We start from the raw sequence: 12,502 nt of genomic DNA on the forward strand, positions 1-12,502 counted from the left end.
GGCAGGAGCGGATCGGATGTCAGCACCCGTCCGGTCATCACTTTGCCGTTGATGTCGCGGGTGATGTCGACGCTGCCCTGATTGGCGCGCGGCGTGAAGCCGCCAGCAATGGCGACCGCCTTTTGCACCGTGAGTCCCGGCACGTAGGAATACTGGCCGGCAGCGCCCACTTCGCCCATGACGAAGATCGGCCGGTAGCGGTCGATTTCGACCGAAACGTCGGGGTCGCGCAGATAGCCTTGGCGCAGCTTGTCGGCGAGCTCCTTTTCCAACTGCTGCGCGGTGTGGCCGCGCGCCGGCACCGCGCCGACCAAGGGGAAGGAGAGATAGCCGGATTGGTCGACGCTGTAGGTGTTGGTCAACCCGTCCTGCTCGAACACCGTGACACGGACGCGGTCGCCCGCGCCGAGCCGGTAAGGTTGGTCGAGCACCTCGTGGAAGGCGGCGGGCGTCGGGCGGTAGCTCGAACAGCCGGTCAGCAGCGACAGGGCAAGCAAAGCGCGAAAGAGGGAAGCAGTGCTTTTCATGACCGGCCAGGAACCTTCATCGCTCTTGCCGCAAGCCGCGGCCAACCCCAGGAAAGTGCGACCGTTATCATCCTGTTAGGGTTAATGGGCGGTAAAGGAGTGCGGTCCGGGAGGGCGCGGATCGGCAAAAAGCCCAATTGTTCTATTGCTTTTGCTCGATGTTCTTTGAGGGTTGTCTAATAAGCATGCATTTCGATCTTAACGGGTGAGTTACCATAGTTGTTTACGGTCCATCTCGACTCAAAGTTCGGAGCAGGATGCATGTCCGTTCAGTCCGCGGCCGCAGATGTCGATGTCGACCTGAGACAGCTTTTCGCCAGTTTGGCGAGGAACTGGCTGCGCATTGTTCTTGTCACGCTCATGGTCGCCGCGCTGGCCTTTGCTTTGGCCTGGCTCGCAACGCCTTACTATAAGGCGACGGCCAAGCTGGAGATCGGCTCGCGCGAATCGGAATACACCCGGCCGCCGGGCACCAACGACGACGACAAGCCGATTTTCGATGAGCAGGGCGTAGCGACTCAGGTCCAGATCATTTCCTCGCCCGATATCCTCAAGCAGGTGGCGACCAAGCTCAAGCTGGACAAGCTGCCGGAGTTCGACGAAACGCTGAAGATGTCGGCGCTCGGGCGCATGCTCGTTCTTGTCGGTTTGAAAAGCGATCCCTTCGATATCCCGCCGGAAGAGCGCGTGCTGAATGCCATGCACGACAAGCTCAACGTCTATGCGGTTGAAAAGACGCGCGCGATCGCCATTGAGTTCGCCTCGAAGGATCCCAAGCTTGCCGCTGATATCGCGAACGGTATTGCCGAGGCCTATATCGCCTCGAAGGGTGACGCCAAGCTCGAATCGAACGCCGCCGCCACCGATTTCCTGGCGCCGGAAATCGCCGACCTGCAGAATCGGGTGAAGGACGCGGAGGCCAAGGTCGCGGCCTTCCGCGCCCAGTCCGACCTTTTGATGGGCGGCAACAACGCGGTGCTTCCGACTCAGCAGCTCGCCGAACTGTCGAGCGAATTGTCGCGCGTGCGGGCCGGCCGCGCCGCCGCTGAAGCGAGCGCCGAAAGCGTGCGCCGGGCGCTGCAGAATGGCGGTTCGCTGGACAGCGTGCCGGAGGTCCTGTCCTCCGAGCTGATCCAGCGCCTGCGCGAGCGCCAGGTGGAACTCAGGGCCAACATTGCCGATCTTTCGACAACCCTGCTGGACAACCATCCGCGCATCCGGGCGCTGAAATCGCAGCTTGCCGACCTCGACGGCCAGATTCGCAATGAGGCGCAAAAGATCATTCGAGGCCTGTCGTCCCAGGCTCAGACGGCCAGGGCACGCGAGGATCAGCTGGCCGCGGACGTCAACACGCTGAAAGCCGCCTCGGCACGCGCCGGCGAGCAGCAGGTGCAGCTGGACGCATTGCAGCGCGACGCGAATGTTCAGCGCCAACAGCTTGAATCCTATATGGCAAGTTATAATGCGGTGGCCTCGCGCAAGGATCGCAGATACTCACCCGTCGCGGCGAGCCTGATTGCAAGCGCCCAGGTTCCGTCCCAGCCTTATTTCCCGAAGATCGGGCCGATCACCGGAGCGGCCGCAGCCGCTTCGCTGCTGCTGATGGCGATCGGAACGCTGCTTGGCGAACTGTTCTCGGGCCGCGCCATGCGTCCGGCCGCCGGCGCTCGCTTTGCCGATATCGAGCAGGTGGCGATGCCTGCGGCCAGGGTGGAGCCGATGGTCGCTGAGGAACATGATGAAGGTCGGGCTTTTGCGCCTTACGAGGAAGCTGGGGCAGGACATTCGATCGCGGAAGCCGAACTCCCGAGACCGGCCGAGCGCGAGCCGGTGGTGGTTCGTGCCAGCGCGGTGGAAGCTTCTGGATCGAGCGAATCGGCGCCCGAACCAAGGCAATCGAGGCTCGGCGAGATCGATGTCGACAAGGCTGCGGAGAAGCTGATCGCCTCAGGTGCCGCGCGCGCGATCTTCGTGTCGCCGGAGGGCGACGAGGCGGCGGCGTCCGCCGTGCTCGTGGCGCGCGAAGTATCGGACGCCGGTCTGCGCGTGCTGCTGCTCGATCTCACCGCGTCGGGCGCGGCGTCGCGGCCGATGCTGGACACGAGCCTCTTCCCCGGCATCACCAATCTGCTTGCGTCCGAAGCGCAGTTCAGCGACGTCATCCATCCCGATCTCTATTCGGATGCGCATGTCATCCCGGTCGGCACCGCCGACGCTGTCCGCGCCATGCGCGCCGCCGACCGGCTGCCGATCATCATGCAGTCGCTCACCACGGCCTATGATCTCGTCGTGGTCGAATGCGGCCCGGCCGACGCGCAAGGCATTGGCCGGCTGGTCGGAGGCGGCACCGAAGTCTTCCTGTCGATGCTGGAGGCCGACGATCAGGTGACGCAGGCCGCGGTCAAGCTGATCGAGAACGGCTATCCGAACCTGACGCTGGTCTCGCCGGTTGGTCACGAGCCGGGAAATCCGTTGCCTGGACGTCGCTCGGCGGCATAAAGCTGCAGGCCAATAGGGCTGTTCTGCAGGGCTGTTCTGCACCATCGCAACGCTTGCCAACGCCCCGAGATACTCGGAGCAGACCGCGATGTATCGAGCACGGTTTGGTCGATGCCGGGCATGACAATCCTCAGGCGTACAGGACCGGCCAGGACATTTTCGGCGGCTCTGGCACTTTACATCGTCGGCAAGGCACCTAGTTCTGATGTTTCGCGCTCCGCACCTTCGTGCGTGGATGATCGAGAGCGGGACCCTGAGCCCTAGGCCGGTCCCCCCAAACTCCCAAAGGATGGCTGTTATGACACAGGCCAAGAATGGCGACACCGTACGCATCAACTACACTGGGCGTCTGGTCGACGGCACCCAATTTGATTCTTCCGGCAACGAACCGCTGCAGTTCACACTGGGTGAAGGGCAGGTAATTCCTGGTCTCGAAACCCATGTCGAGGGCATGGAAGTCGGCACGAAATGCACTGTCACCGTTCCTTCCGACGCCGCCTATGGCCCCCATCGCCCCGAAGCGGTCGTAACCATCGACCGTGCTGCCGTGCCGGCAAACATCGACGTCGATGTTGGCACTCGATTGCAGGCTCGCACCCGCGAGGGACGTCCCATGCAAGTAACGGTCATCGGCGTGGACGACGCCAGCGTCAAGCTCGACGGCAATCATCCGTTGGCCGGAAAAGACCTGGTGTTCGACGTTGAATTGGTCGAGATCGTTCAGGCGGCGTAGTTAGCGGCTGGCCAGGCTTAGCCGTCGTCCTCGGCGGGAGCGGGCGCAGCCTGACCCGCCGCCTTGCGGCGCAGCATCTTGGTCAGCTTCCAGACCGTCGGGTTGTTCTTGATGAAGGCCTTGGTCCGCGCGCCCTGCCGCATCGCCGTCGCCAATGCGCGGCCCTTCAGCGTCAGCGGCGCGAGCACCTCGAAATGCTGGATCTCGATATCGCACCAGAGCCGTTTGTAAGGCTCGTCGCCGACCGAGAAGTCGTAGGCACTGAAGCCGAGTTCGCAGGCCTCCTGGATGTTGTCGAAGAACAGGAAGTCGCCGGGGCTGGTGAAGGCGAGATCGTCCTCGGCAATGGCGCCGAACTCGCAGATCAGCCGCTTGCCCGAGCGGCTGGAGCCGGTCACCGCGCGCAGTTTTCCAGCCACGTCCAGGCCATGCAGCAAAAACGATGGCTTCTCTTCGGTGAGCGCATCGGTAAACAGCGCCCGGAAGAAGGCGCGTACGCCCGCATCGCCAAAGACATTGGCGATGCCCATCTTGGCGAAACGCACTTCCTTCATCTCGAGGAACGCATCGAGCAGCCTGTCGACCTCTTCGGGGGTGCGCGCCTCGATGCGTTGGAAAGTGCCGACAACCTCGAATTTGCGCGTCTGCGAACGATGCTTCTTGCGCTTGCGCTTGCCGCTCGCGCGCGACAGCAGCGCGTCGAAGCCGCCGTCGAGATCGACCGCGAGCGCAAGGTTCGGACTTGGGAAACCGGGTAGTGCGGCGAGCGGGTTGGCGATGCCGTCGAGGTCTGGCAACAGCCGTTCCAGCGAGATCAGATCGATGTCCGGCCGCGCTTTGGCGATCGCCTGGAACATCGACCGGATCGCGGGGCCGTCGATGGCAGGCTGGAAGCGCGGGTCAACCGCCGCGAAATTGCCATTGGCGTGACGCCCGCCGGTGAAAAGGGCAACCTTGAACGGGCCACGGCGTATGACTTCCAGCGCCAGCGAAAGCGCTGGATGGCCGTCGCAGTCAAGCGTCGCGATGACCATGTCGGCGCCGGTCGCGGCAGCCCAGTTGCTCACCCAGGATGCGCTTTGTGCCGGCGCATACAGCGCCGAAGCGCAAAGTTGTGCGTAGTCGGCAAGGCCGGCAGCGCCGCTGGCGGTCGCAATCCACCGGCCCTGATCGGCTCGCATGGGGCGCGCGGAAATCTCGTTGGCCGCGATCTGGTTGCCGTCAAATGACGCTGTGGCGTCAACCATCCCTCAATCCTTAAGACGTATTGGTTCCGACTTGGGGGTTCGCATAGGCGCAATTCGTGCTTGGATGAGCCTAGGCGCAAAAGGTGAAGGAATGATCGACGGGGGCGAGGCAATCCGCAAACTGGCGTTGAACCTTGCCCGCTACACCGGTCTCGCGCCCTTGGCGCGGCCGTTTGTCGGCGGCATCGGCGCTATCCTGATGCTGCACCGGGTCACCGCGACACCCGAGAAGCCGAACGGGGTCAATCGGCATCTGAACATCGCCCCCGCCTTCCTCGACAGGTTGATCGCAGACATGAAGGGGCGGGGTTATGCCTTTGTTTCCCTTGATGAAGCGATCGAGCGCATCAAGACGGGTGGGAAAGGCGGCCAGTTCGCCACAATCACCGCTGACGACGCCTATCGCGATAACATGACCGAGGCGCTTCCGATCCTGGAAAAGCACGGCGCGCCGATCACTATCTACGTCGCCCCCAGCCTGATCGACGGCGTCGTCGAACTCTGGTGGGACGTGATCGAGGACATCGTCGACACCAGTTCGCGCCTGACGCTGACAATGGCGGGCAAGCCGACGGTGATCGATTGCTCGACACCAGGCAGAAAGATCCAGGCCGTCGCGCGGCTGAACGCCTGGCTGACCTTGGAAGTCTCCGAGGAAGAGCAGGGCGCCGCGCTGCGCGAACTGGCGCGTTCGAATGGGTTCAAGCCGAGCTCGGGCCGCTCATGCACCTTGATGAATTGGGATGAGCTCCGAGCCATGGCCGCGCATCCGCTGGTGACCATCGGCGCGCACACTGTCAACCATCGCAACTTGAAGCGGCTGTCCGAAGCCGATGCGCGCCATGAGATCGGCGACGTTCGCCGCATCCTCGCGGAAAGGCTCGGCGAGGAGCCGCGCCATTTGGCTTATCCTTATGGCTATGCCAGCGCCGTCGGCTGCCGCGAGGTGGGCTTTGCCCGCGACGCAGGCTATGCCTCGGCAGTGACCACAAGGCATGGCGTGCTGCGCGCTGAGCATGCCGGCTTCCTGCACGCGCTGCCGCGCATCTCCGTCAATGGCCGCTACCAGAGCGTGGCGCATATCCGCACGATGCTGTCCGGTATCACCACGCCGCTCGCCAACGCGGGCAAGATGGTCGTTACCATCTAGGCCTGCCTCGCCTGCGCCTTGATCAGCACTTGTGGAAATAACGGTAGGTGTCCGGCGCGCTCATCCATTTGAGCTGCGTTTCAAGCCCGCCATGCGCCTTGATCCAGCTTCTGATGTCGGATGCATAGGCGTTCCACAAAATGGCGGTCATGTCGGGCCGGTGCGCCAGATGGAAGCCGAAGCTCGCGGCCGGCGTCACGCAGATGCGGCTGCGCGCAATATAGCCGAGCAGCACGGTGCAGGCCGACTGGCACTTGCCGACGATGCGTACGTCGACGCCGCGTGCCGCAAGCCCCTTCCAGCGCTGGCTGTAGGCGGCGACGCTGCCGCCATGTGCGTCCGAGACATCGATGGTTTCCGCGGTCGCGATCGAAGCGGCGAGCGAGCAGATCAGAACGATCAGCCCCGCCAACATGGTTCTCAGCATGCCAAGCCTCCCTGCCGAGCCTATGAGCGAGGCAAGGTAGGCGCGCACCCGATCACGTCTGAATCACATTCGCGTTTGCGATTGCTTGGCGCCAGCGAGGGTCAGCCCTTCGGGCGCGGCTCGATGAGCAGCCATTTGATGATGCCCATGGCCGGCAGGACCCAGAGAAAGCCGCTGAGCAGGAAGAACAGGAGATGCGCCGTGGGCCCGTATTCGGCGAGCCTGGTGACCGCGACGGCCGACGCGATCAGCGCGTAGATGATGACCAGAGCCACCAGCAATATGGTTCCGATCAGCTTTTTCAGGCGAATAGGCATGTCGCGGTCTCGTTGATCAGTCTCGCTTAGGCTCAATGAGGTGCGCGCGCAACCGTCGCGGCTTGGCGCGACGGCGTGCCGCGCTGTCCAGCCTTGCCAGTTGAGCGGCCTTGGTCCACCAATCCCGCGAATTCAACCGCCGGAAAAACGCCCATGGCTGCCATCACCGCCACGGCCCCCTATGCCGCTCGACACCGCAACCTGCAGAACCGCGCCTTGGTGCGCGGCTGGCTTTACGCTGTGCTGCTGGTGCTGTTCGCGCTGGTGCTGGTCGGTGGTTCCACCCGTCTCACCGGCTCGGGGCTGTCAATCACTGAGTGGCAGCCGATTCACGGCGTCATCCCGCCGCTCAACGACGCCGAATGGCAGGAAGAGTTCCAGCGCTACCAGCAGATCCCGCAATATACCGAGATCAACAAGGGCATGAGCGTTGAGGACTTCAAGTCGATCTTCTGGTGGGAGTGGGCGCACCGGCTGCTCGCCCGCAGCGTCGGCGTCGTCTTTGCCTTGCCACTGCTGTTCTTCTGGGCGACGCGGCGCATCGAACGCGGACTTGGGCTGAAGCTCGTCGGCATATTGGCGCTCGGCGGGCTGCAAGGCGCCATCGGCTGGTGGATGGTGGCTTCGGGCCTGGTCGAGCGCGTCTCGGTCAGCCAGTACCGGCTGGCGACGCATCTGACGCTTGCCGCGCTGATCTTCACCGCCACCATGGTGGTCGCGCGAGGTCTCGCGCCGCATTCCGAGCCCGCCGCCGACCGGTCGACGCAGCGGCTCGCCGGCTTCATCGTCCTGCTGGCGCTGATCCAGATCTATCTCGGCGGGCTGGTCGCCGGGCTGCACGCGGGCCTTTCCTACAACACATGGCCGCTGATGGACGGAAAGGTGATCCCGTCCGACCTGCTTCTCCTGAAGCCTGCCTGGCTGAACTTCTTCGAAAATCCGAAGACGGTGCAGTTCGTGCATCGCATAGGCGCCTATACGGTCTTTGTCGTGGCGCTCTGGCATATGATTGCGACGTGGCGGCGCCAGCCCGGCACCACCCATGCCCGCCGGGCCACGCTTCTGTTCGCGCTGGTGGTCGTCCAGGCCTCGGTCGGCATCGGCACGCTCTTGATGCAGGTGCCGCTGCACATGGCGTTGACGCATCAGGCGCTCGCGCTTGTGTTGCTTGGCTTTGCCGCCGCGCATTGGCGCGGCACCAAGGGCGCTTATCCGCTGCCGACCGAGATAAACGTCAAGGCAATTCCAGGAAAAATGTGAAGCGGTTTTCCGTCCGGAACTGCGTCAAGAAAAGAGCTGACGGTCACATCGAGAACAAATGCGACTGGGTCGTCGGTTCGTTGTCGAATTCCGCCTGGCGCGCCGCGGCCGTGGACGTCGTCGACTGGTTCTGGTCGGCCTTTTTCGCGTCGGCGGCCTTGAGCGCATCGAGTTTGGCCTGGAGGGCCGCGGCCTGCTGCTGCAGCCTCGCCGCGTCGGCTTCATCCTGAGCTGCCTTAGCCTGATCTTGCAGGGCCTGGATCTGCTTTTCGAGCGCGGCCTCCTGCGCCGCGTCGTCGGACGATGTGGACGAGGAATATTGCACCGACTGGACGGAGCTCGAGATTGCGCTGACCATGGAAAATCCCTTGCGGAAGGCTGGATTCCATCAGTAGCCGATTATGGTGAATCCACCGTTACCGCCGCAGCCTTCGCCTGAACGATCAGAACCTTGCCCGCACCATGCGGATTGCCTCGGCGACGGCCAGCTCACGGTTCTCGTCGACCGCATTCTTGTCCTCGCGATGCCATGCGGCCGACAGGCAGCCATAGGCGATCGCGTGGTCGAGGATGGCGCGCGGCGACTGCCCGAGCGTTTTGCCGAACACGTCAGCCATATGGGAGATCCGGTTCGGATCGAGGCAGAGATCGTCGCGGTCGAGCGGATTGTAGAACATGTTCGCCGCGTCGAAGCCGGGATCGCCGATGACACCCTTCGGGTCGATCGCCAGCCAGCCGCGCGGCCCGAACAGGATGTTGTCGTGGTGCAGGTCGCCATGCAGCGGGCGCATAGCATGCAGGTCGGCGAGCAGCCGTTCGGCGATCGCCGCCGCCTCGACGTAGAGCGTGCCGCGGCCGGCATCGCTGTCCGTTTTGGCAGCGCGAAAAAGGCTGACGAATCGCTCCCTTAGCGGCTGCAGGTCGGCCGGAGGCGTATACTCGGACGGCAAGAACAGCCGCGCCATCACCTCGGCCGCGATGGTAGTGGCCGCATCGTCGCCATGCGCAGCGAGATGTTCGGAAAGCAGCCTGTCGCCGGCATATTCGAGCAGCATGCGATTGCCGTCGCGACCGAGCAGCCGAACGGCGCCTTCGCCGCGCCGCCAGGCGAGGTAGTGCTCGCCGCGCAACTCGTCCGCGACATCGTCGAAGGGTTTCAGATCCTTGACGATTGCCGGCGAACCATCTTCGCGCGTTACCTTCCAGATCCGGCTGGAAAACGTCTCGGCAATGAGCTCGGGAGCGCTGACCTTCCAGCGCTCAGGGAATGCCTGCATGACCGCTCAGTGCTTGATGCCGAGCGTCAGGTCGAGGTTCTGCACCGCGGCCCCCGACGCGCCCTTGCCGAGATTGTCGTAGACGGCCATCAGCAGTGCCTGCGCCCTCTCGTCATTGGCGAACACGTAGACCTTCATCCGGTTGGTGCCGTTATAGACCTCCGGGTCGATCTCCGGCATGCGCTCCATATGCGTGTAGGGCGCGACCTCGACCACGCCGCCCTTGATCGACGCATAATGGTCGGCGATCGCCGCATGAAGTTCGGCGCCCGTCGGTATGCGGTCGAGACCGCCGAGCTGCAGCGGCACCACTGTGATCATGCCTTGCGCGAAATTGCCCACAGCCGGCTGCATGATCGGGTCGTGCGACAACTTCGCATAGGTGCGCAGCTCCGGAACATGCTTGTGCTGCAGCGTCAGCCCGTAGGGCAGGAACTCGGGCGCGTCCTCGCCCTTGCCGACATAGTCCTCGATCATCGGCCGGCCGCCGCCGGAATAACCGGAGATGCCGTTGACGGTGACCGGGAAGTCGGCGGGCAGCAGGCCGGCCGCAACCAGCGGCCGCAGCGTCGCGATCGGCCCCTGCGGCCAGCAGCCCGGATTGGCGATGCGCTTCGCGCAGGCAATCTTCCTCGCCTGGTCCTTGTCCATCTCGGCAAAGCCGTATTCCCAGCCCTGGGCGACGCGAAACGCCGTCGAGGCGTCGATCACCTTGGTCGTGTCGTTTTCGATCAGCGAAACGCTTTCCTTGGCGGCGGCGTCCGGCAGGCAAAGGATCGCAACGTCGGCCGCGTTGAGGAATTCGGCGCGGGCGGCGGCCTCCTTGCGGCGTCCCGTCGGGATCGAGATGATCTCGAGGTCGCCGCGGTCGGCCAGCAACGCCCTGATCTGCAGGCCCGTCGTGCCGTGTTCGCCGTCAATGAAGATTTTCGGTTTCATCGCTTGCCAAATTCCCCGCGATTCCAATGTCATATGCCGTGGGCGTGATTTACTGCCGCGTGATTGCCGTTGTTCAACTCTTCCGCTCGTGCCTTTCGCTCCGCCAGCAGGCCGAGATAGTGCATGGCGATGATCGATCCGGCGATCGCCGTTATATCGGCATGATCATAGGCCGGCGCAACCTCGACGACGTCGGCGCCGACGATGTCGATCTGGCTGAGCTGGCGCAGCGTCGACAGCATCTTGGCCGAGGAGGGGCCGCCGGCCACCGGCGTGCCGGTGCCGGGAGCAAAGGCCGGGTCGAGGCAGTCGATGTCGAAGGTGAGGTAGGTCTTCTTGCCGCCGGTGCGTTCGACAATCGCGTAGGCGATGTCGGAGGCGCGCATTTCCTCGACCTCATGGCCGTAGAGGATTTTTATGCCGAACGTGTCGGGCGCGTGCGTGCGGATACCGATCTGGATCGAGCGGTCGGGGTCGATGATGCCTTCGTTCACCGCGCGGGCGACGAAGGAGCCATGGTCGATGCGCTTGCCATCATCCGGCCAGGTGTCCTGATGCGCGTCGAACTGCACGAGCGCCAGCGGGCCGTGGATCGCGGCATGCGCCTTGAGCAGGGGCCAGGTGACGAAATGGTCGCCGCCGAGCGTCAAAAGGAACGCGCCTGATTTCAGGATCTTGGCCGCCTCGCGCTCGATCGTGCCGGGCGTCTTCTGGTGGTTGCCGCTGTCGAGCAGACAATCGCCGTAGTCGACCACCGAAAGATGCTCGAAGAGGTCGCGTGAGAACGGGTATTGCGGATCGTTGTCGAGGATCGCCGAGGCACGGCGGATCGCCTGCGGCCCGAACCGGGCGCCCGGCCGGTTGGTGACGGCGGCGTCGAAGGGAATGCCCCACACGACGGCGTCCGCGCCCTTCACGTCCTTCGTGTATTTGCGCCGCATGAACGACAGCGCGCCGGCATAGGTCGGCTCGAACGACGCGCCCGTCTTGGAGCGGGCGGTGAAGGCGTTGTCGATGTTCTGGTTCGCCATTACGGGTCCTCGGTTCTCATCGGGCAGCCACCACTACAGAACCGGCACGCAACATGCCAGTCACAGCTTGCGGAAACGAGGCGGCGCTCGGCGAGTGCCACGGCAATACAGGATCTGTATCATTATGGCTGAGACGGCTCTGCTCAACCTTGCACCCGCACCCGCGGCGACCCGCGTCGGCACGATGGCCGGCGAGCGCTTCCTGGTGCTGGATTCCTGGCGCGGCATCTGCGCGCTGCTGGTGGCGCTGTTCCACTTCCCGACCACCTCGATCGTCTCGCAAAGCGCCTTTGTCGGCGGCTCCTATCTGTTCGTCGATTTCTTCTTCGTGCTCTCCGGTTTCGTCATTGCCAGCGCCTATGGCAGCCGGCTCGCCGAGCAGGACGACCTTGCGCGGTTCGCGCTCGTGCGTTTCGGCCGCATCTATCCGCTGCATCTCCTGATGCTTGCCGCTTTCGCCGGCTTCGAGGCGCTGCGGCTCGTCCTGCCGGCATTGCATGGGACGGGTTCCGCGCCCTTCACCGCGGGTTTCGACCTGAAGAGCCTGGTCACCAACCTCTTCCTTTTGCAGGGCATGGGCGTGGAGGATCATCTGAGCTGGAACGCGCCGAGCTGGAGCATTTCGGCCGAGTTCTTCACCTATCTGCTGTTTGCCGCCGTCGTCTTCGCCGCTGGCCAGCGCGCCTGGATATGGTTCGCCGCCGCCGCCGTGACGGCGCCGCTTTTCCTGCTCGCGGTCTCGACGCGTCATATGGACGTGTCCTTCGATTTCGGCTTCATCCGGTGCCTTTACGGCTTCTCGCTCGGCGCTTTGCTTGCCTGGTTTCAGCACGATTCCATTGCAGAGGCGCGACAGGCGCCCACCAGCGGGGCGGGGCGCCTTGCCTGGACCCTGGCTGAACTTGCGATGATCGCTGGGATCGCGCTGTTCGTCTCCATTGCCGGCACCAACGATATCGGCATCGCCGCGCCGGTCGTCTTCGCTCTGGCCGGAGACAGTGCCAAAAACGGCGGACAGGAGAAGGCTCAGCCAGAGTGTTCGCATCGGGGATTCGCTCCGTTCCGGGTAGGAACACGGTTAGGCGATGCCCATGA

The 12,502-nt window shown here is 63.8% G+C and carries 13 protein-coding genes; 5 read left to right on the forward strand and 8 right to left on the reverse strand.

Going from position 1 to position 12,502, the window contains the following annotated elements; genetic code table 11:
• Positions 1–527: polysaccharide biosynthesis/export family protein (locus tag FJ471_RS32370; RefSeq protein ID WP_140809640.1), on the reverse strand; the 527-nt coding region annotated here is incomplete at its 3' end.
• A gap of 261 nt (positions 528–788) precedes the next feature.
• On the opposite strand from FJ471_RS32370, the gene FJ471_RS32375 reads away from it, so the two are divergent.
• Both FJ471_RS32375 and FJ471_RS32380 read left to right on the forward strand, forming a co-directional pair.
• On the forward strand, positions 789–3,026 hold the full coding sequence (locus FJ471_RS32375; RefSeq protein ID WP_140809642.1) for an exopolysaccharide transport family protein: 2,238 nt from the start codon (positions 789–791) through the stop codon (positions 3,024–3,026).
• Positions 3,027–3,324: 298 nt separating this feature from the next.
• The gene (locus tag FJ471_RS32380) at positions 3,325–3,759 is read left to right on the forward strand and encodes a peptidylprolyl isomerase (RefSeq protein ID WP_140809645.1); all 435 of its coding nucleotides are present in this window, start codon (positions 3,325–3,327) and stop codon (positions 3,757–3,759) included.
• Between the two features lie 17 nt (positions 3,760–3,776).
• Here the strand turns inward: FJ471_RS32380 and FJ471_RS32385 are convergent, their stop codons facing one another.
• Positions 3,777–5,006 carry a GNAT family N-acetyltransferase gene (locus FJ471_RS32385; protein ID WP_140809647.1) on the reverse strand — a complete coding sequence of 410 codons (1,230 nt, stop codon included), beginning with the start codon at positions 5,004–5,006 and terminating at the stop codon, positions 3,777–3,779.
• Between the two features lie 91 nt (positions 5,007–5,097).
• Here FJ471_RS32385 and FJ471_RS32390 point away from each other — a divergent pair, with 91 nt between their 5' ends.
• Positions 5,098–6,156 carry a polysaccharide deacetylase family protein gene (locus FJ471_RS32390; protein WP_140809665.1) on the forward strand — a complete coding sequence of 353 codons (1,059 nt, stop codon included), beginning with the start codon at positions 5,098–5,100 and terminating at the stop codon, positions 6,154–6,156.
• A gap of 22 nt (positions 6,157–6,178) precedes the next feature.
• Here the strand turns inward: FJ471_RS32390 and FJ471_RS32395 are convergent, their stop codons facing one another.
• Together FJ471_RS32395 and FJ471_RS32400 are read right to left on the reverse strand one after the other, a co-directional pair.
• Positions 6,179–6,583, reverse strand: coding sequence for a hypothetical protein (locus tag FJ471_RS32395; RefSeq protein WP_140809649.1), 405 nt, complete (start codon positions 6,581–6,583; stop codon positions 6,179–6,181).
• Between the two features lie 101 nt (positions 6,584–6,684).
• Complete coding sequence (locus FJ471_RS32400) at positions 6,685–6,900, reverse strand: DUF2842 domain-containing protein (protein WP_140809651.1); 216 nt, start codon at positions 6,898–6,900, stop codon at positions 6,685–6,687.
• Positions 6,901–7,053: 153 nt separating this feature from the next.
• On the opposite strand from FJ471_RS32400, the gene FJ471_RS32405 reads away from it, so the two are divergent.
• Entirely contained in the window at positions 7,054–8,160 is a 1,107-nt protein-coding gene (locus FJ471_RS32405) for a COX15/CtaA family protein (protein WP_140809653.1), read from the forward strand.
• A gap of 43 nt (positions 8,161–8,203) precedes the next feature.
• Here the strand turns inward: FJ471_RS32405 and FJ471_RS32410 are convergent, their stop codons facing one another.
• The 4 genes from FJ471_RS32410 to speB all read right to left on the reverse strand — a co-directional run bounded on the left by FJ471_RS32410 (position 8,204) and on the right by speB (position 11,407).
• A complete protein-coding gene (locus FJ471_RS32410) occupies positions 8,204–8,518 on the reverse strand; it encodes a hypothetical protein (RefSeq protein ID WP_140809655.1) in 315 nt (104 codons plus the stop codon).
• An 85-nt stretch (positions 8,519–8,603) separates the two neighbouring features.
• Complete coding sequence (locus tag FJ471_RS32415; protein WP_140809657.1) at positions 8,604–9,437, reverse strand: aminoglycoside phosphotransferase family protein; 834 nt, start codon at positions 9,435–9,437, stop codon at positions 8,604–8,606.
• A 6-nt stretch (positions 9,438–9,443) separates the two neighbouring features.
• Positions 9,444–10,376 (reverse strand): N-acetyl-gamma-glutamyl-phosphate reductase, encoded by a 933-nt coding sequence (gene argC, locus FJ471_RS32420; RefSeq protein WP_140809659.1) that lies wholly within the window; start codon positions 10,374–10,376, stop codon positions 9,444–9,446.
• 29 nt (positions 10,377–10,405) lie between these two features.
• A complete protein-coding gene (gene speB, locus FJ471_RS32425; RefSeq protein ID WP_140809661.1) occupies positions 10,406–11,407 on the reverse strand; it encodes an agmatinase in 1,002 nt (333 codons plus the stop codon).
• A gap of 124 nt (positions 11,408–11,531) precedes the next feature.
• Between speB and FJ471_RS32430 the strand changes: the two genes are divergently transcribed.
• The coding region (locus FJ471_RS32430; protein WP_140809663.1) for an acyltransferase at positions 11,532–12,502 on the forward strand (971 nt) is incomplete at its 3' end.

The organism is Mesorhizobium sp. B2-7-1 (genome assembly GCF_006440735.1).
Taxonomy (GTDB): Bacteria; Pseudomonadota; Alphaproteobacteria; order Rhizobiales; family Rhizobiaceae; genus Mesorhizobium.